The 20,190-nt window shown below is 59.7% G+C and carries 19 protein-coding genes; 1 reads left to right on the top strand and 18 read right to left on the bottom strand.

Going from position 1 to position 20,190, the window contains the following annotated elements:
- Positions 1-12: 12 nt before the first annotated feature.
- From J5Y17_RS12185 to J5Y17_RS12245, 13 genes are all read right to left on the bottom strand, one after another.
- Positions 13-1,056, bottom strand: coding sequence for a DUF3445 domain-containing protein (locus tag J5Y17_RS12185; RefSeq protein WP_219785524.1), 1,044 nt, complete (start codon positions 1,054-1,056; stop codon positions 13-15).
- Positions 1,057-1,068: 12 nt separating this feature from the next.
- Positions 1,069-2,016: a PDR/VanB family oxidoreductase gene (locus tag J5Y17_RS12190; RefSeq protein ID WP_219785525.1), complete on the bottom strand. Its 948-nt coding sequence runs from the start codon at positions 2,014-2,016 to the stop codon at positions 1,069-1,071.
- Positions 2,013-2,606, bottom strand: coding sequence for a dimethylamine monooxygenase subunit DmmA family protein (locus J5Y17_RS12195; RefSeq protein WP_219785526.1), 594 nt, complete (start codon positions 2,604-2,606; stop codon positions 2,013-2,015). Before J5Y17_RS12195 ends, J5Y17_RS12190 begins: the two co-directional genes overlap by 4 nt.
- Before the next feature lie 80 nt (positions 2,607-2,686).
- On the bottom strand, positions 2,687-3,820 hold the full coding sequence (locus J5Y17_RS12200) for an aminomethyltransferase family protein (RefSeq protein WP_219785527.1): 1,134 nt from the start codon (positions 3,818-3,820) through the stop codon (positions 2,687-2,689).
- Positions 3,821-3,935: 115 nt separating this feature from the next.
- The gene (locus J5Y17_RS12205; RefSeq protein WP_219785528.1) at positions 3,936-4,112 is read right to left on the bottom strand and encodes a hypothetical protein; all 177 of its coding nucleotides are present in this window, start codon (positions 4,110-4,112) and stop codon (positions 3,936-3,938) included.
- Positions 4,113-4,139: 27 nt separating this feature from the next.
- Entirely contained in the window at positions 4,140-5,519 is a 1,380-nt protein-coding gene (locus tag J5Y17_RS12210) for an ammonium transporter (protein WP_219785529.1), read from the bottom strand.
- A gap of 414 nt (positions 5,520-5,933) precedes the next feature.
- The gene (locus J5Y17_RS12215; protein ID WP_219785530.1) at positions 5,934-6,641 is read right to left on the bottom strand and encodes a FadR/GntR family transcriptional regulator; all 708 of its coding nucleotides are present in this window, start codon (positions 6,639-6,641) and stop codon (positions 5,934-5,936) included.
- Positions 6,642-6,877: 236 nt separating this feature from the next.
- On the bottom strand, positions 6,878-7,762 hold the full coding sequence (gene purU, locus J5Y17_RS12220; protein ID WP_219785531.1) for a formyltetrahydrofolate deformylase: 885 nt from the start codon (positions 7,760-7,762) through the stop codon (positions 6,878-6,880).
- Between the two features lie 100 nt (positions 7,763-7,862).
- On the bottom strand, positions 7,863-8,780 hold the full coding sequence (gene folD, locus J5Y17_RS12225; protein WP_219785532.1) for a bifunctional methylenetetrahydrofolate dehydrogenase/methenyltetrahydrofolate cyclohydrolase FolD: 918 nt from the start codon (positions 8,778-8,780) through the stop codon (positions 7,863-7,865).
- Positions 8,781-8,794: 14 nt separating this feature from the next.
- Positions 8,795-9,364 (bottom strand): sarcosine oxidase subunit gamma, encoded by a 570-nt coding sequence (locus tag J5Y17_RS12230; protein WP_370628938.1) that lies wholly within the window; start codon positions 9,362-9,364, stop codon positions 8,795-8,797.
- Positions 9,357-12,302 carry a sarcosine oxidase subunit alpha family protein gene (locus J5Y17_RS12235; RefSeq protein ID WP_219785533.1) on the bottom strand — a complete coding sequence of 982 codons (2,946 nt, stop codon included), beginning with the start codon at positions 12,300-12,302 and terminating at the stop codon, positions 9,357-9,359. Before J5Y17_RS12235 ends, J5Y17_RS12230 begins: the two co-directional genes overlap by 8 nt.
- Positions 12,299-12,577, bottom strand: a complete 279-nt coding sequence (locus J5Y17_RS12240; RefSeq protein WP_219785534.1) for a sarcosine oxidase subunit delta — start codon at positions 12,575-12,577, stop codon at positions 12,299-12,301. The genes J5Y17_RS12235 and J5Y17_RS12240 overlap by 4 nt, the downstream gene beginning before the upstream one ends.
- Before the next feature lie 12 nt (positions 12,578-12,589).
- A complete protein-coding gene (locus tag J5Y17_RS12245; RefSeq protein ID WP_219785535.1) occupies positions 12,590-13,840 on the bottom strand; it encodes a sarcosine oxidase subunit beta family protein in 1,251 nt (416 codons plus the stop codon).
- A 119-nt stretch (positions 13,841-13,959) separates the two neighbouring features.
- Between J5Y17_RS12245 and J5Y17_RS12250 the strand changes: the two genes are divergently transcribed.
- The gene (locus tag J5Y17_RS12250; RefSeq protein WP_219785536.1) at positions 13,960-14,907 is read left to right on the top strand and encodes a GlxA family transcriptional regulator; all 948 of its coding nucleotides are present in this window, start codon (positions 13,960-13,962) and stop codon (positions 14,905-14,907) included.
- A gap of 59 nt (positions 14,908-14,966) precedes the next feature.
- On the opposite strand, the gene glnT is transcribed toward J5Y17_RS12250, so the two are convergent.
- The 5 genes from glnT to J5Y17_RS12275 form a co-directional block, all read right to left on the bottom strand.
- Positions 14,967-16,283, bottom strand: a complete 1,317-nt coding sequence (glnT, locus tag J5Y17_RS12255) for a type III glutamate--ammonia ligase (RefSeq protein ID WP_219785537.1) — start codon at positions 16,281-16,283, stop codon at positions 14,967-14,969.
- Positions 16,284-16,343: 60 nt separating this feature from the next.
- The gene (locus tag J5Y17_RS12260; RefSeq protein ID WP_219785538.1) at positions 16,344-17,669 is read right to left on the bottom strand and encodes an FMN-binding glutamate synthase family protein; all 1,326 of its coding nucleotides are present in this window, start codon (positions 17,667-17,669) and stop codon (positions 16,344-16,346) included.
- A 10-nt stretch (positions 17,670-17,679) separates the two neighbouring features.
- Complete coding sequence (locus tag J5Y17_RS12265; RefSeq protein WP_219785539.1) at positions 17,680-18,381, bottom strand: protein GlxC; 702 nt, start codon at positions 18,379-18,381, stop codon at positions 17,680-17,682.
- 4 nt (positions 18,382-18,385) lie between these two features.
- The gene (locus J5Y17_RS12270) at positions 18,386-19,276 is read right to left on the bottom strand and encodes a glutamine amidotransferase family protein (RefSeq protein WP_219785540.1); all 891 of its coding nucleotides are present in this window, start codon (positions 19,274-19,276) and stop codon (positions 18,386-18,388) included.
- Between the two features lie 239 nt (positions 19,277-19,515).
- Positions 19,516-20,151: an XRE family transcriptional regulator gene (locus tag J5Y17_RS12275; protein ID WP_219785541.1), complete on the bottom strand. Its 636-nt coding sequence runs from the start codon at positions 20,149-20,151 to the stop codon at positions 19,516-19,518.
- Positions 20,152-20,190: the final 39 nt, after the last annotated feature.

The following is a 20,190-nucleotide window of genomic DNA, read 5'->3' on the forward strand; positions in this document are numbered from 1 at the left end:
TCTTCTGCGTCGTTATGCGTCGGGAAAAATCCCCGGCGACGTTGGCGCACCATCATCGAATTGCGACAGGTAGTCCACGATGAATTTCTGATTCACCGCAAAGCCTTTGTACTCCGCCAGATCCGGATCAATGTCGCGCAGCACACGGTGAAGACGGCGACCCCATTTCGGATTGCTCGCGATGTCTTCGAGGTTCATCAAGTAACACCGGATCGGAAACGCCAGCGCATTGGAGCGCGGCAGGCGGAAAAATGTCTGCAATTCAACGCGCAGAAACTGTTTCTGGCCGACGTTCTCCGGCGTGATCGTCCGCTTCTCCGGACCCCACTTGTGATAGTTCTCGGGGCTGGTGTCGAGACGCGGATTGACCGTCATCGTCCAGTTCAACCGGCGATAGTGCTGGCCCTGGCTCACCGCCAGAAGGAATTTCAGCGCCTTGTCGAACACGCCCATCTTACGGGCTTTCGGAACCGGGGCGTGCCATTCGAAAAAGTTCATGCCCACGTCGAAATCCAAGGACCAGTCGGCTTGGGACGTGATCATGCCTGCGTCCATCCAGAGGTTGTTGTCGCGCTCATGCAAGAGGGCAAAGTCACCTTGGGTCTGCCGCGTGATATATTCCATCGGACCGCAGGGCAGCGTGGTCGCGTCGAGGAAGGTGAATTTCTTTTCGATCCCCAACGGCTTGTTGATCCAGTGCCAATCATTGCCATCGCGATGCAGCGTGAAGAGATCGGGATAATCCTTCGCCTTCGACACCATGATGAGTTCGAGCAGATCCCAGCCCGCCAACTCCATATGCGGCAGGGACTGACAGCGCAGCGGGTCTTCGGCCAGCGTGATCTCGCGGTCCTTCATCTCCGCCACGTAATGCTCGTCGACGTCGAACATCTTCTCGAACGGTGTGCCCTTCGGGCCGCCCGGATGCTGTTCAATGTTGACCGAATACATGTACGTGTCTTGATCGAACGGAAAGGGAAACCGGCGGATCGCCTCGGGGGAGTTGTGATAGGTGTAATCGCCCCGGAAGGTCTCGTCATTGAATTGCATGGTCATGGGTCTGTCTCCTCACAGGTCCAGTTCAAGCCGCGTGCCTTTGAAACGCGACATGCAGGGCATGATGTCTTGTTGTGCGGCGCGCTCGTCGTCCGAGAGCCAGTGATCGTTGTGCAGGATGCGACCATCACAGGCCGTCACCTTGGTGTGACATCGGCCACAGGCCCCGCCACGGCAGGAATAATCAATCTCCACCTTGGCGGCTTCCAAAGCCTCCAAGAGGCTCTGATCAGCTTTCACATGCACGGTTTTGCCGGAGGATTTCACCACCACGTCAAAGGGTTCGCCCGGCGGGGGCGCGGTGAAGGCTTCGGAATGCACGGAGGTTTTGGGCCAGCCCAAACGCGCGGTCTGATCGGCCACCGCCGTGATCAACCCGTCGGGACCGCAGGTGTAGACATGCGTGCCCAAAGGTTGGCCGTCGAGAATGGAACCCAGGTCCATGCGCGAGCCCTCTTCAGAGATATGCACATGAACATGCGCGGCCTGCGGCAAAAGCTTGATCCCGGCGGCCTCTTCGCGCGACCGGGCGGCGTAATGCAGCTCGTAGGGTTTCTGCTCCATATCAAGCTGGCGCAGTTGCGACAGGAAGGGCGTGATGCCGATGCCTCCCGCGATCAGCACATGCTTTTTCGCGCGCAGATCGAGTTGGAACAGGTTTGAGGGGACGGAGACGGTGATCTCATCGCCCTCCGCGACCTTGGTGTGCATGTAGAGCGAGCCGCCCCGCCCCTTGTCTTCGCGACGCACTGCGATCTCATAGCCGCTGCCGTCATAAGGATCGGAGATCAGCGAATAGGAATTGCGGCGGATCATGTCGCCTTCCGGCATTTCCACCGTCAAATGCGCACCGCCGGAGAAGACCGGCAGAGCGGCACCAGTCGGCTCCTCGAAACGGAAGCGTTTCACCAAGGGCGAGAGTTGCTCGACTTCAGCGACTTTCAAACACAGCTTTTTCATGCCTGAATCTCCACGGTTTCGGGCACAACACCCGGGGTTTCCGCATCGACACAGACACCTTGGAACACGCCCAACCGGCGCGAGAAATGATCGCGCACGAAAAGCGTCAGCCCGCAATGGGCGCAGGTAAACGGATCGGTGGTGACTTCCTCGGTGATGCCTTTGCAATGCACACATTGCATCCGCCGCGCGATGGAACCGCGATGTTCCATCTGAATCTCGTCGACCGGCATCCCTGCCGCAAAAGCCAGAGCGGAGACATGGCCGATCAACCCTTCGGAGCCTGCGAGATAAATCTGCGTGCCCATGCGCGCCGTGTTCAAAAGCTGCGTCACCAGCGGCGTGGCGGCGTCGAAATCAGGGGCATCGTGGATGGCCACGGGTTTGACATCGCCGAGTGCGGCGGCGCCACAGCCGACCAGCACCACATGGGCGTGATCCATGACGGAGGCATCAGAGGCGGCCAGATCGGAGAGCGCCTGAGCGCCCGCCTCATCCGCGACCATGATCGTGGGGGCGGCACCTTGCGAGACAAGCCCGGCGTAGGTCGGCCGGCTGTCGATGGACGGGGAAAATTCAGTCTTGGGCATTACGGGTCCTGTTGGTCTCAGGAGGCGGGCACGGGATTGCGCCCGCCTCGTAAGTCTTTGTGCTGATTTATATTTGGGGCTTAGCCCTTGGCGGTGCGACGTTTCTTGTCGATGTCATAGAAGGGCATCGGATGCGCGATGGCCTTGATCTCGCCATCGGGGTTCTTGACGGTCAGCTCGGTGCCTTCGACGGCGCAATCGACCGGCATACGCGCGATGCCAACGTTGTGCTCATTGAGGGGCGAGTACATGCCGATGGTCACAACGCCCACCTCTTTGCCGTCCTTCAGCAAAGGCGCGCCTTCTGCGGCGGGCGTGGTGCCCTCAAGTTTCACACCGTAGATTTTGAAGCGCTCCTTGCCCTTCAAACGGTAGTGTTCTTCGGCACCGCGGAAGCCGGTTTTGCCAGGGGAGACGGTGAAATCGAGACCCAGTTCCCACAGCGTATCGCCATTGGACTCGTTCTCGAACGGATACATTTCCGAGTTGTCATAGGGGAAGAACAGAAGATAGCTCTCCGCACGCAGCCAATCGAGCGTGGTGAAGCGCGTCGGAATGATGCCCATCTCCTTGCCCTCGGCGACGATGGTGTCCCAGATCTCAACAGCATCCTGACGGCGACAGAAAATCTCATAGCCGCGTTCGCCAGTGTAGCCCGTGCGGGAAATCATCACCGGCTTGCCGAACAGGGTCGTCTGCAGGTGGCTAAAATAGACCACGTCGCGGATACCCGGGACATGCTTTTCAAGGTAGTCGACAGCGAGCGGGCCTTGCAGCGAAATGTCATGCAGTTCATCGTCAAAGATGATCGCAACATTGCGGCCAGCGGCATACATGGTCAGCTGTTCATGACCCGCGCCGGAGCCGTGCACGACCATGAAGTTCTGCGGCCCGAGACGATAGATCACACAGTCATCGACGAATTTGCCGGCATCATTGAGCATGGTGGCATAGGTCGAGCGACCGGGTTTCAGTTTTTCGATATTGCGGGTCGTGGCCTTGTCGATCACGTATTGGGCGTGCGGCCCCACAACGTAAACCTTCTTCAGGCCCGAAACATCCATGACGCCCGCCTTGGTGCGGATCGCCAGATACTCCTCCGTCTGATCCTTGTCATAGCTCCAGGCGGTGCCCATGCCACTCCAGTCTTCGAGATCGGAGCCAAGGGCGCGGTGCCGGTCCGCCAGTGCGGAAAATCTCCATGATGCGATCATTGTTTTTATCCTTAGGGTCGTCGTTTCAGTTTTTGTTTTGAGAACCGGCGACGGGGCGCGCCGCCGGTTCAGGGGAAGGGCGTGAAACCCTATTCTTGGCGATGAGATTTTCTTCTCAGCTTTTCTTCTCTGTCGCTTTGTAGGCGTGCTCTTCATGGCGCCAGCCAAAGACGATCGCGATCACGACCATAGCGAGAACCAGCAGGAGCCAGAGACCTTCGACGGAGCCGTAGCCAGCGTAGATGGCGCCGGTGATGCCGTCCCAGGAGGTTGCGTCAAATGGTGCTTCCATTGGATTGTCCTTTCCTAATCAGTGGGATCACTCAGCCGGGCTAACCGACGGGTGAAGCGATTCAGGGTAGGCTTCGGCAGGCACTTTGACCTTGTCGAGACCCATGATCTCGGCTTCTTCCGGAACGCGGAGCTGACCGGTCACCTTCAGGATGAAGGACACAGCATAGCCAGGCACGAACCCGAGGAGACCCATGGTGACGGCACCGACGAGCTGACCGATGAAGGAGGTCTCAATGACGTCCTCACCAAAGAGCGCCGGGTAGCCTTGGGCCGCGATACCGACCGCGATCAGACCCCACATGCCGAGGAAACCGTGCACCGCAAAGGCGCCAACCGCATCGTCGATGCCGCGCTTCTCGATGAAGGTTGCGACGAAGGGCATCATGCAGGCCCCGAGGAAACCGATGGCGAAGGCCATGGGCGGATACCACAGGTCCAGACCAGCAGCCGCAGAGATGATCCCGCCGAGCGCGCCGGACATCATCCAGAACGGATCACGTGTCACCATCCATGCACCGATGATTCCGCCAGCGAAGGCCATCAGGGTGTTGAAGGTCATGCCGGAGATGGTCATCGGCGTGCCGTAGATCGTCGCTTCGATCTGCGTGCCCCAGGACCAAGCTTCGCCCGGAACGATGACACAGCCCATAAGGAAGCCCCAGAACCCGGCGATGATCAGCATCAGACCAATGAGCGTCATCGGCATGGAGTGACCCGCGATGTGATTTGCGGTGCCATCGGCGTTGAATTTGCCAATCCGCGGCCCGAGGTTGATCAGAACACCCAGCGTGAAGAAGCCAGCGATCATGTGCACGACACCTGCGGCGCCGAAGTCATGATAGCCGAACTTGGTCACAAGCCAGCCGTCTGCGTGCCAGCCCCAAGCGCCCGCCAGGATCCAGACGAACGCGCCCAGAACGATGGCCAGAACAACAAAGCCCGTCAGTTTGATCCGTTCGATCACACCACCGGACATGATGGAGGCGGTGGTGGCCGCAAAGAGCACGAAAGCCCCCCAGAACACGCCAGAGGCGCGGTCATCGAGGTTCGGACCCATGTATTGGCTCCACGGCAGAGCGACTTCGTTGGCATAGGCCAGACCGGAGATGCCCATGGCGCCTTCGGAGAGCGTCAAACCTGTCGGGAAAGCCCAGTAGATCCACCAACCGATGAAATAGAAGAAGGGCACGATCATCGCGAAGGCGAGGATATTCTTGATGCCCGAGGCCAGCGCGTTTTTCGATCGCGATGCGCCCATTTCATATGCGAGGAACCCGGCATGGATCAGCACCATGAGCGGGATCGTCAAATAGTAGAAAGTCTCGGAAAACGTGCCGTTTGTTGCGGCGTGGTTTCCCTGTAGCTCCGCAACCGCGGCAGCCAAGGATGCAAGATCCTGTTCCAAGTCGTTCTCCCTGTCCTGTGAACGTGACCTAGTTTCAAGCCAGCTTCGGTCCGATTTTTGGTTTGGACCAATTGTGCGAACTGGCTCACTCAGTGACTTCCATGAGGGTGGATGGATCACCATGGGTCAAACTTTTTTCCTGTCAGGAATTTATTTTCACCTGAAGTGCGCCGCTTTTTAGGTCAAACGACCATCTGAACAGGTCGGAGTGATGAATTTATGGGCGCAAGGAGAACCCAACCAAGCCTGATTGAGCCGTCGACAACCGATGCCTGTCCGGAAAAATGCCGAAGAAAACGACGAGGAGAGGGAAAACACGGGAGAGATTCGCAGTTTTGCGGTGCAAATGTCGCAAAAATGACAGGCCGAGCGCGGGCCGATATTGGCCCAACCAATTTTTGCCCGTGTTGAGGATCAATCTTCCTGAAGCAAAAGCCGCTGATCCTCGATCAACGCGAGCTTCATGAATTCGGAGGCCTCTTCGATGTCGCGCGCGGCGATAGCGTTGAAGAGACCGTTGTAGCCACGCTGGTAAATCTCGATCCGCGCGGGCGTTAGATGGCGCCGATACATCGCCGCCCGAAAGGACTGCCGCCGCGCGTCGATCACAAGGTTATAGCAGGCGATCAAAAGCGGGTTGCAAGTGCCCTCGGCGATCAACCGATGGAACTCTTCTTCGAGCGCGACAAAGGCGGTGGCGTCGGCCTGCACCGCCTCCATTTTCGAGAGCACGACGGAAAGCGCCTCGATCTGTTTCGGCGACATGTTGACAATGGCCAACCGCACCATTTCGGGCTCAAGGATTCCCCGCATCACCTGCAATTGCAGAGGCCCGGTCTCATGCGCCACGGGCGACAGCGCCTCGCTCGCGCCATCGGGATTATAGGTCACGAAAGACCCAGACCCCGCCCGGCGCCGGATCATGCCGCGCGTTTCCAACTGGTCCAACGCCTCGCGCACCGTGTTGCGCGCGACCCCCAGCTCCTGCGCCAATTGCCGCTCGGACGGCAGCCGCTCCTCGGTGGCATATTCACGCGTCACAATCCGCGTCGAGAGCGTCTCGATCACGTATTTCACGGTCGCACCGGGCAGAGAGGCGTTGGGCAGAGAGGAATTCGGCAACGGATCAGTCCTTTGAAATCACCGCCTATTAGACCAATTTCTCACAATTGGTCCAGAGGCAGGCGGCCGGGAGATGGGACTGAATGACAAAGAGGCGCGGAATTGCGCGCCTCTTTGGGTGGTTTTTTGATTGCTTAGACAAACGTCTTTACCCGGCGCCCGCAAGCTTGCGGGCGCGTTCGAACCTCACAAGGCTCCATTGGAGCCTTGTGCCGCGGCAAAGCCGCGACCGGTTCTCACCCCATCCGCTCAGACGAATACGACCCCGGAGACGCCTGGAACACGACAGTTTTGTTGCCGTTCAGGAACACGCGGTGGTTGGCGTGGGCGTGAATCGCGCGAGCCAGCACTTGGCTTTCCACGTCACGGCCCAGCGAGACGTAATCGTCGGCACTTTGGGCGTGGGTGATGCGGACGATGTCCTGTTCGATGATCGGGCCTTCGTCCAGATCGGCGGTCACATAGTGAGAGGTCGCCCCGATCAGCTTCACGCCGCGCGCATAGGCCTGCTTGTAGGGGTTCGCGCCTTTGAAGGACGGCAGGAACGAGTGGTGGATGTTGATGATCCGGCCCGACATCTTGGTGCACATCTCATCCGACAGGATCTGCATGTAGCGTGCCAGAACGATCAGTTCTGCACCGGCATCCTCGACCACCTTCATGATCGCGCGCTCAGCCTCGGGCTTGTTCTCTTTTGTGACTTTGATGCAGTGGAACGGGATGTCGTTGTTCACGACAACCTTTTGATAATCCATGTGATTGGAGATCACAGCCACGATCTCCACCGGCAGCGCGCCGATGCGCACACGGTAGAGCAAATCGTTGAGACAGTGGCCGAAACGGCTCACCATGATCACGACTTTCATCTTCACGGCCTCGTCGTGGAAAGAGAACGTCATGCCGAACTCCTCGCCAATCGCGGCAAAGGCCTCTTCGAGAGCTGCAAGCTTCACGCCTTCTTCAGAGGCAAAGCTCACGCGCATGAAAAACTGACCCGTTTCGGTGTCGTCAAACTGCGAGCTGTCGGTGATGTTACAGCCGTTTTCAGCAAGGAAGGTGGCGATGGCGGCGACGATCCCACGTTTGGTCTCGCAGGCCACGGTCAGGCAAAATTTCGTCATGTCTTGTCTCCAGATGGGAGCGCTCCCCTGAGTGCGCGGCCCCGATGTTGGTGTGTTTTGTCGTTGTTATCGTTGTTTTAACTTTGGTCCCGCGGCCCGATCAGGCCGTCAGCCCCTCGGGCTCGGGAAGATCATTGGCACGGCAGGCGGCCGTCACTGTGTTGGCCAGAAGGCAGGCGATGGTCATTGGACCGACACCGCCCGGCACCGGCGTGATGGCGCCCGCCACCTCGACTGCCGTGTCGAAATCGACATCGCCCACGAGTTTCGATTTCACAGACCCATCTTCGCGCAGGCCCTTTTCGGGTGCATCCACGCGGTTGATGCCCACGTCGATCACGGTCGCGCCGGGTTTCACCCAATCGCCTTTGATCATCTCCGGGCGACCTACGGCGGCCACAAGGATGTCCGCGCGGCGACAAACCTCTTCGATGTCCTTCGTACGCGAGTGCGCTATGGTCACGGTGCAGCTGTCGCGCAGCAACAGTTGCGCCATCGGCTTGCCAACAATGTTCGAGCGCCCCACGACCACAGCATTGAGCCCGGAGAGGCTGCCGAGATGATCGCGCAGCATCATGAGACAGCCCAGCGGCGTGCAGGGCACCATGCTCTTTTGACCGGTCCCCAAGAGACCCACGTTGGAAATATGGAACCCGTCCACATCCTTCGCCGGATCAATCGAGTTGATCACCAGATCGCTGTCGAGATGGTCAGGCAACGGCAACTGCACGAGGATACCATGCACCGCCGGATCAGCGTTCAACTGTTGGATCAACGCCAACAGATCGGCCTCAGAGGTGTCCTCGGACAGCTTGTGCTCGTAAGAGTTCATGCCGCACTCAATGGTCTGCTTGCCCTTGTTGCGCACATAGACTTGGCTCGCGGGATCTTCGCCCACCAGAACCACGGCGAGACCCGGCGTGATGCCATGCACCTCTTTGAGGCGCGCCACATGGGAGGCGACTTTCTCGCGAACGGTGGCCGCGAAGGCCTTTCCATCAATGATCTGTGCAGTCATGTTCTTTCTCCAGCTCAGTCTTCGAGGCGGCGCGCGGCGACGGCCAAAGCATGCCACAGCGATCCCGCCAATGTGCGCATCCCGATCACAGCCAGCCGGTCATCGGCGCGGCGGATCAAGAAGACGGTCATATGTTCCAGCCCTGTGCGCACCACTTGCCCCGACCCGAGTGCTTTCGGGTCGATGTTGACGAGCTTGCGCATCAAGGCCTCGATCGGCGCCGCCCCTTGCGAGGAGGCAATTTCAAAGGCGGTGAACCCGTCGGTCTGCTCCGTCACAGAACACTCCGGCGCCTCGGCTTTCAACATGGCGGCGAAGTTCACCTCCGCCTTGCCGGTCGCCTCGAACATCCATTGATCGCGGCCGGTCCAAAACGCACCATAGTCGCCCGAGGACACAACCTCGCCCACGCCCGGCAGAGCCAGACCAAAAGGCTGCGGCGCGCTCTGGCCCTTACGGAGCGCCAAAGAGGCCAGTCCGAGGTCCGCGTTTTCCGTGATGGTCAGCGCGCCAAAGCTTTCAGTTCGCGCAGCGGTCGCGCCCAGAGCGGTGATGGGGGTCAAATCAGTCATATGATCAAGCACGGAGACGTCCTCCTTCGGGATCAACGAAATGGGCAGAGACCACTTCGAGTTTCACAGTCTGGCCTTCGACCGGGTTGGCCGCCACGATGATCTCGCCCATCCGTGTATCGCCATTCTCCAAAAAGCCAAGCGCGATGTAGCCATTCAGATGCGGTGAGTAGCACGACGACGTCAGCCAGCCTTGGTCTGTGCTCATATCCTGCACCGCGCCTTCTGTGAAGAGATGCGATCCGGCCATGGCCTGTTTTTGCGGCTCAATGGATTTTAAGCCCACGAGACGCCGCTTGTCTGCCGCCATACCTTCGCGCCGCGACATCACCGCGCCGATGCTGTCTTTCTTGGCGGAGACCATCTTGCCCAGCCCCAGCATCTGCGCTGTAGTCTGCCCATTGAGTTCCGCACCCGCTGCGTGACCTTTTTCGATCCGCAGAACCGCCAGCGCTTCAGTGCCGTAAGGCGTCGCGCCAAGGTCCGCGCCCTGCTCCATCAGTCGTTGCATCAAAGCATGACCGTAACGTGCCGGCACTGCAATCTCATAAGCCAATTCGCCGGAGAAAGAGATGCGGAACAAACGTGCCCGCAGACCGTTGCAGATCGTCAGTTCAGAGCAGGCCATAAAGGGAAACGCCTCGTTCGACAGGTCAAACTCATCGACGATCCGGCTCAAAAGCTCGCGCGATTTCGGCCCCGCCACGGCGATTTGCGCCCAGGCGTCTGTGGTCGAAATGAGCTGCACATCCAGCTCCGGCCAGAGACATTGATGCGCGAATTCCATCTGGCGATAGACGAGGCCAGCGTTGGCGGTCGTCGTCGTGACCACATAGTGATCCTCCGCCATCCGCGCGCAGGTGCCGTCGTCATAGGCATGACCATCTTCGCGCAGCATCAACCCGTAACGCACCATGCCGACCTTCAGCGTGCCCATCATGTTGGAATACATGCGGTTGAGGAATTCGCCCGCATCCGCGCCCTGCACATCGACCTTGCCGAGCGTGGTCACATCACAAAGACCCACGCCGGAGCGGACAGCCAGCACCTCGCGATCTACGGTTTCGCGCCAAGTCGTCTCCCCTGCACGCGGGAAATATTGCGCCCGCATCCACGGCCCGACTTCGACAAATTCGGCGCCTTGCGCCTCGGCCCAGCCATGGGTCGGCGTCAGACGACGCGGCCGGAACAAAGGCCCGGTGTCGCCGCCACCCAACACACCCAGCGAGACGCCGGTGTAGGGCGGACGGAAAATTGTCGTGCCAGTTTCGGGGATCGACTTGCCGGTCAGTTCGGCCATCACCGCCAGCGCGGAAATGTTCGAGGTCTTGCCTTGATCGGTCGCCATGCCCAGCGTGGTCCAGCGTTTCAGATGCTCGACCGGCGTCATGTTTTCTTTGTGGGCGAGCGCGATGTCTTTGACGGTCACGTCGTTCTGGAAATCAACCCAGGCGCGTTTTTTGCCCGGCACATGCCAAAAAGCGACTTGCTCGGAGGGCATATTCTCGGCCTGCGGAAGTGCAATCTCAGAGGCCGTGACACCAATCTCGGAGAGCGCCGTGATCGCGGCTGTCATGCCATCCGTCAGCGCCTCAGCGGTGCCGCCCTTACCCGCCGCAGCCCCAGCCGGGATCAGCCCCTGCGGCCCGTTCGGCCCCGGCACAAAGGCCAGAAGGTTATCGTCCCAAACCGGACGCCCACGGTGGTGCGAGGCCAGATGCACGTTCGGGTTCCAACCGCCCGCCACACCAAGCGCGCCGACATTGTGCCACTGCGACCGGCCGTTGCGGGTGATCTCAATCGAGGTGAGGCCCAGACGACCTTTCGTTCCGGTCACGGTCGCGCCGGCATAGACGTCGTAATCGCCAAAGCGCGGCGCGGCCTCGCGGGCATCAATCACGCCCATCACCTTCGCGCCTTTCGCGATCAGATCCATCGCGGTGCGGTGACCATCATCGCCATTGGTGAAAATCGCAATCGCATCGCTGTCGCGCTTCACCGGGCTAGCGGCCCAGCGGTTGGCATAGGCGCGCATCGCACCGGCCAGCATCACGCCCGGACGGTCGTTGTCGGCAAAGGGCATATGCCGTTCGGTCGCGCCCGCCGCCAGAACCGCGCGTTTCGCGGTAATCCGCCAGAGCGTCTGACGCACCTTGTCGCCCGGCACCGCGAGGTGATCCGAAACGCGTTCGACCGCGCCGTAAATGCCGTGATCATAGACGCCGAACACCGTGGTGCGGGTCATGATGCGAACATTCGGCAGGCTCTCCAACTCGGCTTTCACGCTGGCGATCCAATCGGTCGCGGCGGCCTCGTTCAAAAGATCGCTTTCCATCGTGAGACGTCCGCCGAGCGCGAAATCTTCGTCGGCCAGAACGACCTCAGCGCCTGCGCGCCCTGCCGTCAAGGCCGCCGCAAGACCAGCAGCACCGCCGCCCACGACCAGAAGATCGCAATGCAGGAAGCCTTTGTCATAATCATCCGGGTCGGGCAGCATGGAGAGCGATCCAAGCCCCGCCGCCTTGCGGATCATCGGCTCGTAAAGCTTTTCCCAAAACACCTTCGGCCACATGAAGGTCTTGTAATAAAACCCCGCCGCGAAGAAGGGCGACAGCAGGTCATTCACCGCCATAAAGTCACGCTCGAGAGGTCCGACATGGTTCTGAGACCGCGCGATCAAACCGTCGAACAGTTCGGTCACGGTCGCCCGCGTGTTGGGCTCTTGGCGCGCGCCGGTGCGCAGCTCGACCATGGCGTTGGGCTCTTCGGAACCTGCCGCAAAGACACCGCGCGGACGGTGGTATTTGAAACTGCGGCCCATGAGCTGAACGCCATTGGCGAGCAAAGCAGAGGCCAGCGTATCGCCCTGAAAGCCTTTGTAAGCCTTGCCGTTAAACGTAAAATTCAGCGGTGCGTTGCGGTCGATCAGACCACCGGTCAAACGGGTCATTTCACCGCTCCTTTCACATCAGAGGCCAATTCAGCGCCGAGGATTTCATGTGTGGTGGTGTCGCGGGTGACGACCAGCCAGCTCCGGTCACCCTGTTCATGGAACCAAAGCTCGCGGTGCTCGCCCGCCGGGTTGTCGCGCAGGAATACGTAATCGCAGAATTCAGCTTCGGCATTTTGCGCAGAGGCATCGGGCCGCTGCATCAAAGAGGCGTCGCCCAGATAGGTGAACTCCTGACTGTCGCGCAGGCCGAGAAGTGGGTGAGGGATCAACATGTTACGCGCTCCTCAATGCAGGTTCGGTTGGGCGCCAACGCCCTTTTCGTCGATGACATAACCGCGGCTGAACCGGTCAAACCGGAAGGCGGTCGCAGTCTCATGCGGGGTGTCGGTCGCCAGCAAATGGGCGAAGGTGTAGCCCGCCGCCGGCGTCGCCTTGAACCCGCCGTAGTTCCAGGCGCCGTTGAAATAGAGACCTTCGATCCCGGTTTTGTCGATGATCGGTGAGCCGTCCATGGACATGTCCACAAGCCCACCCCAAGCACGCAGCAAACGCGCGCGACCGATCATCGGCATCAGAGCCATGCCGCCTTCGAGCACATCCTCGACCACCGGCAGGTTGCCGCGCTGTGCGTAGGAGTTGTAGCCGTCGATATCGCCACCAAACACCAAGCCGCCCTTATCGGACTGGCTGACATAAAAATGCCCGGCGCCAAAGGTGATGACACCCGGAATGGTCGGCTTGAGACCCTCAGACACAAAGGCCTGCAACACATGGCTTTCGATCGGCAGGCGCATCCCCGCCTGTTCCATCACCCGACCCGAAGACCCCGCAACCGAGACGCCGACCTTTTTCGCACCGATAAAGCCGCGCGAGGTCTCGACGCCAAGCACTTTACCATTCTCGATCTTGAACCCGGTAACTTCGCAATTTTGGATGATGTCGACGCCGCGCTGATCCGCGCCTCGCGCATAGCCCCAGACGACGCCATCGTGGCGCGCCGTGCCCGCACGGGTCTGCATCAAGCCGCCCTTGATCGGGAAGCGTGCATTGTCGAAATTCAAGAACGGCACCATGCGTTTGATGTCGTCGCGCGACAGCAAACGCGCGCCTGCATCCGACAGCATCATCGCATTGCCGCGCCGACGATAGGCGTCGCGCTGACCATCCGAGTGGATCAGGTTGATGATCGAGCGCTGCGAGACCATCGAGTTGAAATTCGTGTCCTGCTCGAGGTTCTCCCAGAGTTTCATCGAAAACTCGTAGAAGGGCTGGTTGCCCGGCAGCAGGTAGTTGGAGCGGATGATCGTCGTGTTGCGGCCCGCGTTGCCGGACCCGATCCAGCCCTTTTCTAGCACCGCGATGCTCAGCTCGCCGTAGACCTTCGCGAGGTAATAAGCCGTCGCCAACCCGTGTCCGCCGCCGCCCACGATCACGATATCATAGGCCGATTTCGGCTCCGGGTTGCGCCACAGTTGCGTCCAACCCTTGTGCCCGGTCAGGGCCTCTTTCACGACTTTGAAACCTGAAAATTTCATAGATGCGCTCCTTCGTCACAAAACTGTTTTAGCCGTGATTTTGAGGCTATTCTTCCTGTTTCGGGTCATATATTTTCATTATTAAGACGTAATTTGGAAAAATTTGAAGAGGCCTGCGAATGCGGAGAATCGCCTTTCTTTTGCTCGACGGATACGCGCTTTTGTCGACCGCTTCGGCGCTTGAACCCCTGCGCGCGGCGAACCTGTTTTCCCCCAATTTACGCTACGACATCACGCTCTTGTCGGGGGGCGGGACGGAGGCGAAATCCTCGGTCGGCGCGACCTTTCAGACCCGGCCTTTTCAGGATGTTTTCCCACTCTTTGATCTGTTGTTTGTCGTCGCGGGCGGAAGCCCCGCGCGCATCACCGACCCAGCGCTGGTCAAGTGGTTGCGACAGGCGGACAGCAACGGCGTGGCCCTTGGCGGCATCTCGGGCGGTGCGGTGATTTTGGCCAAAGCAGGCCTGTTGGAGAACCGGCGATTTACTGTCCACTGGCACCACTACGACGACTTCGACACCATGCCCGGCGACTGGCTTTTGGAGCGCAAACTCTTTGTCATCGACCGGGATCGCTACACCTGCGCGGGGGGATCGGCGCCCCTCGACATGATGCATGCAATCATTGCGCGCGACCACGGCACGGGGTTCGCTGGGCGCATTTCGGATTGGTTCATTCAGGCCGAAGTTCGGGGGGCCGAAGCACCGCAGCGCCGGTCTTTGTCAGCCCTTTATGGCGTCTTGCCGAACGCGGTCATGGCCGCTTTGGAACTCATGCAATCGCATATCGCGGACCCTTTGGATCAGGACCAATTGGCCGATTTGTCCGGTCTCTCGACCCGCCAATTGCAACGCCAGTTCCGCGAAAACACGGGCCGGTCGGTGATGGAGGAATATCGCCGTATCCGATTGGAAACAGGGAAAGATTTGATTGAAACAACGCGCATTCCTCTGGCCGAGATTGCCCAGATGACCGGGTTTTCTTCACAGGCGCATTTCTCTGATGCCTTCCGGAAATCCTACAGCATCGCGCCCTCGACGCTGCGCAAAAAAGAAGGCCCAGCGTAAGCCGGGCCTTTGAGGGAAAGCGGTGGCTCTCGCGCGCACCGCTCAGGGATATTTCGGGATCAGATGTCGAGCGTGTTGTCTTTTTCCCAGCGCGAGAAATGCGACACGAAGGTGTTCCATTCCTGATGCTTCATCTTGATGTAAGACGCGGAGAAATCATTGCCGAGCATGGCCTTGAGTTCCGGATCGGCATCATAGGCGCGGATCGCATCCAGCATGTTGAGCGGCAGTTTCGGCGCGCCTTCGATCTTGTGACCCTCGGCATACATGTCGATATCGTAGCGCGGACCGGGGTTGGCCTTGGACTTGATACCAGAGAGACCGGCAGCGATGATCACAGCTTGCAACAGGTAGGGGTTCACCGCCCCATCCGGCAGGCGCAACTCAAACCGGCCCGGGCCCGGCACGCGAACCATGTGGGTGCGGTTGTTGCCGGTCCAGGTCACGGTGTTCGGCGCCCAGGTCGCGCCAGACATGGTGCGCGGCGCGTTGATGCGTTTGTAGGAGTTTACCGTCGGGTTTGTGATCGCCGCCAGCGCTTCGGCGTGTTTCATGATCCCGCCAAGGAAGTAGCCGCCCTGCTCAGACAAGCCCACTTCACCGATCTGACCACCGGCGTCGCCCGCAAAGGCGTTGGTCTTACCCTCGAGATCCCAGACCGAGATATGCGCGTGACAGCCGTTGCCGGTCAGACCTTCGATGGGCTTCGGCATGAAGGTGGCGCGGAAGCCGTGCTGTTCAGCGACGGATTTGACCATGAATTTGAAGAAGCTGTGGCGATCCGCGGTGAGCAGAGCATCGTCGAAGTCCCAGTTCATTTCGAACTGGCCGTTCGCATCCTCGTGGTCGTTCTGATACGGGCCCCAGCCGAGCTCCAGCATGTAATCGCATATCTGCGCGATCACATCGTAGCGACGCATCACAGCCTGCTGGTCGTAGCAGGGCTTTTCCGCCGTATCGAACGGATCAGAGATCTGATCGCCCTCGGGCGTCAAAAGGAAGAATTCCGCTTCGATCCCGGTCTTGACGCGCAGGCCTTCTTCGGCGGCTTCTTTCACGAGTTTTTTCAAAACGTTGCGCGGCGCCTGCTCAACCGGCTGGCCTTCCATCACGCAGTCGGCAGGCACCCAGGCCACTTCGGGTTTCCAAGGCAGTTGGATGGCGGCGTCCGCATCCGGCACGGCCAGCATATCGGGGTGCGCCGGCGTCAGGTCGAGCCAGGTTGCGAACCCCGCGAAGCCCGCGCCGTCTTCCTCCATATCCGCGATCGCTTGGGCCGGCACCAGTTTGGCGCGCTGGCCTCCGAAGAGATCGGTGTAGGAGATCATGAAATATTTGACGCCTTTTTCCTCGGCGAATTTGGCAAGTTTGCTCATTTTCAATTCCCTGTTGGTGAATGAGGGGCCAGAGGCCCCTCAAATATGTGCGTTTAGAGCTCAGAAGCCGGGCTTGCCCGGGTACCAGTTGGTCCCAGCCAGCGGCACTTGCGCCATGGCAGCGGCTTCCATGGTCAGCGCACAGAGGTCTTCCGGCTCAAGGTTGTGGACGTGGTTGTGACCACAGGCGCGTGCGAGCGTCTGGCTTTCCAGCGTCAACACATTGAGGTAGTTGCGCAGTTTGCGGCCCGCCACTTCCGGGTCGAGGCGCTTCATCAACTCCACATCTTGGGTGGTGATGCCCGCCGGGTCGCGACCCTCGTGCCAGTCGTCATAGGCGCCCGTGGTGGTGCCGAGCTTGTTGTATTCAGCTTCCCATTTCGGGTCGTTGTCGCCCAGAGCAACCAAAGCAGCGGTGCCGATAGCCACGGCATCTGCACCCAGTGCCAGTGCCTTTGCCACGTCCGCACCGGTGCGGATGCCGCCGGAGACGACCAGCTGCACTTCGCGGTGCAAGCCGAGGTCCTGGAGTGCCTGAACAGCCGGACGGATACAGGCCAGCGTCGGCTGACCGACATGCTCGATGAACACGTCTTGGGTCGCGGCAGTGCCGCCCTGCATGCCGTCGAGAACGATCACATCGGCACCCGCTTTACAGGCCAGAGCGACGTCATAGTAGGGACGCGCGCCACCGACTTTGATGTAGATCGGCTTTTCCCAATTGGTGATTTCACGGATTTCGAGGATTTTGATCTCCAGATCGTCCGGGCCAGTCCAGTCAGGGTGACGACAAGCGGAACGTTGGTCAATCCCGACCGGCAAATCGCGCATACCAGCGACGCGTTCGGTGATCTTCTGACCCAGCAGCATGCCGCCGCCGCCCGGCTTCGCACCTTGGCCCACCACGATCTCGATGGCATCCGCACGACGCAGGTCGTCCGGGTTCATCCCGTAGCGCGACGGCAGGTATTGGTAGACGAGCTTCTCGGAGTGGCCGCGCTCTTCCTCGGTCATGCCACCGTCGCCGGTGGTGGTGGAGGTGCCTGCCATAGTCGCGCCGCGGCCAAGGGCCTCTTTCGCGTGACCGGACAGAGCGCCGAAGGACATGCCCGCGATCGTCACCGGGATTTTCAGTTCGATCGGCTTCTTCGCGAACCGCGTGCCGAGCGTGACGGAGGTGTCACATTTCTCACGGTAGCCTTCGAGCGGATAGCGCGACATCGAGGCGCCGAGGAACAGCAGGTCGTCGAAATGCGGCACACGGCGTTTCGCGCCACCGCCACGAATGTCGTAAATGCCGGTGTCGGCCGCACGACGGATTTCCGAGTTGATCGAGTTGGAGAAGGTCCAGCTCTGACGCGGTTCGGTTTGAGGTGTCTTGTCCATATCGCGCTCCTCAGTATTCGTCGGCGTGATCGATGTTGAAATTGTAGAGCTTTCGGGCAGAGCCGTAGCGCTTGAACTCTTCGGGCTTGGCATCGGCGCCGGCTTTCTCGAGAAGCTCTTTGAGGATCGCGATGTGCTCGGGACGAATCTCTTTCTCGATGCAGTCGGCACCCAGAGATTTCACGTTGCCGCGCACAAAGAGGCGGGCCTCATAAAGAGAGTCACCCAGAGCGTCGCCTGCATCGCCCAGAACAACCAGATTGCCCTTTTGCGCCATGAAGGCGGACATGTGGCCGATGTTGCCATGCACAACGATGTCGATGCCTTTCATCGAGATACCGCAGCGCGAGGAGGCATTGCCTTTGATGTTCAAAAGCCCGCCGTGACCGGTGGCGCCCGCGTATTGCGAGGCGTCACCTTCGATGGTCACAACACCGGACATCATGTTTTCGGCGACACCCGGACCTGCGGAGCCTTCGACGGTGACGGTGGCTTCCTTGTTCATGCCCGCACAGTAGTAGCCGGTGGAACCTTTGATCGTCACAGAGAGCGGGCCGTCAAGGCCGCAAGCCATGGCGTGCGAGCCACGCGGGTTGATGATTTCATAGGCTGCGTTGGCTTGCGCCTTGGCCGCGGCCTGAAGCGTGGTGTTGACGTCGCGCAACTCGGTTGCGGTCATGTCGAGCACCGTTTTCTCAAGCGTCATAGTCATTGGATCAGCGCTCCCAGAAGTAAACAGTTGCAGGTTCCGGCTCCCAGACGCGGGCGGCTTCGATGCCCGGCAGGTCTGCGAACGCGCGATATTCAGACGCGAAGGCCACGTAGTCTTCGGTCTCGGCCATCACGGCGGGTTTACAGGCGATCGGATCGCGCACGACGCCAAAGCCGTTCTTGGTGCCGGTCACAAAGGTGAAGAAACCGTCGAGATCCTCAATGGTGCCTTCGAGCGCTTCGCCCAGAGATGCGCCATCCGCGATGCGGGACGAGATGTAAGCCGCGCCCACTTCGGTGTCGTTCTCGGAGCGGGTGAACACGCCTTTCTTAGCGAGTTTGCGGCGCATCTGGTTGTGGTTCGACAGCGAGCCATTGTGCACGAGGCACTGGTCGTCGGCGGTGGAGAACGGGTGCGCGCCCATTGTCGTCACGGCGGATTCAGTCGCCATACGGGTGTGGCCGATACCGTGGGAGCCGCCCATATCGCGCAGACCAAAGCGGGCCGCGACGTCTTTCGGAAGGCCGACTTCTTTGTAGATTTCCATGGAAGCGCCAGAGCCCATGATGCGCAGGCCCTTTTCTTCGAGGGCGGCGATGGCGGCTTTTTCGGCCGCTTCCGGCAGGGTCAGAACCGCGTGGGTATCGACCACCTTGATCGTCACCGGCGCGTCGATGGCGGCGCACACGGCGGCATCGAGATCGGCGAAGGCCTCGGCGGGCGTGTCCGATTGAACGGTGATTTTCACCATGCCGTCCGTCTCATCGCCATAGATCGCGATCCCGGCGCTGTCCGGGCCGCGGTCGGTCATGGTGATAAGCATATCGGTCAGCAGATCGCCCAGCTGGGGGCGCAATTCATCCTTTTTCAGGAAGAGGCCAACAATGCCACACATAGGTTCCTCCATAGTGGGTGAGGTTATCGGCGTCTTGCGCCGTCACCAACATCACTAGCGGGAAATCTATTTTCTCTTCAAGAAAGTTTTTCTCCTCCTCGGAAAAAATACTTATCCACAGGAAATATGCTTTCTTTTTACTCAACAACCGCTCGGCGCCGCGAAATTCGCCCAGAAAATAATCAAAATGTAAAAATCACGGCAGAAACGGCGCAGAATCGGAGGCAATCCCCGGAGACTCAGCGCGCCTGCGGGTAGGTGATGATCGACAGATAGCGGGCAGGCAGTTCTTTGATGACCTCTGGCCCGTGCGGCGCATCCGAATCGAACAAAAGCGTGTCACCCGGCTCCAGCGCATAGATCTTGTCGCCATGACGGTAATCGACGCGCCCCTCGAGCATATACAAAAGCTCGATGCCTTCGTGCTGAAACGCCGGAAACCGGTCGGAGGCATCGGTCAGTTCGATCAGATAGGGTTCGACCACAACGCCCGAATTGTTCGACCCGATATGCCCCAAGAGACTGTATTGATGCCCGGCGCGGGTGCCTTCGCGTTCGATCTCGACCCCCTCGCCCGCTTTCACATGCATGCAACCGCGCTCTTCCTCGTAGCCGGAGAACAGCTGAACCAGTGGCACCTTCAACGCATGGGCCAGCGCAGAGATCGTGTTGAGAGAGGGAGAGATCACGCCATTTTCGATCTTCGAGAGCATCCCCACCGACAGCCCGGTCTGTGCCGCCAGATCGGCACCAGTCAGGCGCTGACGTTTGCGCAACTCGCGCACCTGCCGTCCGATGGCAACCTCAAGGTTCTTTTCCCGCTGCTCTTTCACGGCATGGGGGTTTTGACGCAGGGCAGTCTCTTCTCGCTTCAAATTCGTTTCTCCTGTCACTTTATGCCTCGCTTATATGTG

This window comes from Celeribacter sp. PS-C1 (assembly GCF_019429625.1).
GTDB lineage: Bacteria > Pseudomonadota > Alphaproteobacteria > Rhodobacterales > Rhodobacteraceae > Celeribacter.

Bases quoted from the DNA above. Each gene is read 5' to 3' on its own strand.
- J5Y17_RS12185 (WP_219785524.1), bottom strand. From the start codon at position 1,056: ATGACCATGCAATTCAATGACGAGACCTTCCGGGGCGATTACACCTAT.
- J5Y17_RS12190 (WP_219785525.1), bottom strand. From the start codon at position 2,016: ATGAAAAAGCTGTGTTTGAAAGTCGCTGAAGTCGAGCAACTCTCGCCC.
- J5Y17_RS12195 (WP_219785526.1), bottom strand. From the start codon at position 2,606: ATGCCCAAGACTGAATTTTCCCCGTCCATCGACAGCCGGCCGACCTAC.
- J5Y17_RS12200 (WP_219785527.1), bottom strand. From the start codon at position 3,820: ATGATCGCATCATGGAGATTTTCCGCACTGGCGGACCGGCACCGCGCC.
- J5Y17_RS12205 (WP_219785528.1), bottom strand. From the start codon at position 4,112: ATGGAAGCACCATTTGACGCAACCTCCTGGGACGGCATCACCGGCGCC.
- purU (WP_219785531.1), bottom strand. From the start codon at position 7,762: ATGACGAAATTTTGCCTGACCGTGGCCTGCGAGACCAAACGTGGGATC.
- folD (WP_219785532.1), bottom strand. From the start codon at position 8,780: ATGACTGCACAGATCATTGATGGAAAGGCCTTCGCGGCCACCGTTCGC.
- J5Y17_RS12235 (WP_219785533.1), bottom strand. From the start codon at position 12,302: ATGACCCGTTTGACCGGTGGTCTGATCGACCGCAACGCACCGCTGAAT.
- J5Y17_RS12240 (WP_219785534.1), bottom strand. From the start codon at position 12,577: ATGTTGATCCCTCACCCACTTCTCGGCCTGCGCGACAGTCAGGAGTTC.
- J5Y17_RS12245 (WP_219785535.1), bottom strand. From the start codon at position 13,840: ATGAAATTTTCAGGTTTCAAAGTCGTGAAAGAGGCCCTGACCGGGCAC.
- J5Y17_RS12250 (WP_219785536.1), top strand. From the start codon at position 13,960: ATGCGGAGAATCGCCTTTCTTTTGCTCGACGGATACGCGCTTTTGTCG.
- glnT (WP_219785537.1), bottom strand. From the start codon at position 16,283: ATGAGCAAACTTGCCAAATTCGCCGAGGAAAAAGGCGTCAAATATTTC.
- J5Y17_RS12260 (WP_219785538.1), bottom strand. From the start codon at position 17,669: ATGGACAAGACACCTCAAACCGAACCGCGTCAGAGCTGGACCTTCTCC.
- J5Y17_RS12265 (WP_219785539.1), bottom strand. From the start codon at position 18,381: ATGACTATGACGCTTGAGAAAACGGTGCTCGACATGACCGCAACCGAG.
- J5Y17_RS12270 (WP_219785540.1), bottom strand. From the start codon at position 19,276: ATGTGTGGCATTGTTGGCCTCTTCCTGAAAAAGGATGAATTGCGCCCC.